Raw genomic sequence first — 505 nt, forward strand, 5'->3', positions numbered from 1 at the left:
AGTTTATTGGCGGATTTCTACGTTGATGGATGCGGGCCGAATTTAGAGCGCCAAACTTCTCCTCACGCTCATCAAGTCACGTTTTTAAAGCACAGTCATCAATTGGTTGTCGTAGACTTAGGCAGCGATAGCGTCCTTATTTATGATTACGATGCCCAGCCGCCGGATTTTTCACTGTCGCAAGTGATTCATTTGCCCGCAGGTTCGGGACCGCGCCATGTGGTGTTTAACCAACAAGAGTCGACAGCGTATGTGGTTTGCGAACTGTCAGAAACCTTGATTGTTCTGGTTAAGCACCAAGATAAATGGCTTATCTCGAATCAAACAGAATTATTAGAAGGGGAAGAGAATCAGCAAGCGGCGGCGGCGATTCGTCTTTCGCAAGATGAAACGTTTTTGTATGTCTCTTGCCGAGCTCAGAACAAAATCAGTATGTTTGATGTGTCTGGCGATACGCCAAAAAGGCGAGCAGCCATTCACTGTGAAGGGGTTTTTCCACGAGATT

1 protein-coding gene is annotated in these 505 nt (G+C 46.5%); it reads left to right on the top strand.

Features of this window, described 5'->3' with window-relative positions; translation table 11 throughout:
* On the top strand, positions 1 to 505 hold a 505-nt coding region (locus tag R7044_RS28410), incomplete at both ends, for a beta-propeller fold lactonase family protein (protein ID WP_225456438.1).

This window comes from Vibrio sp. 1402, assembly GCF_033340275.1.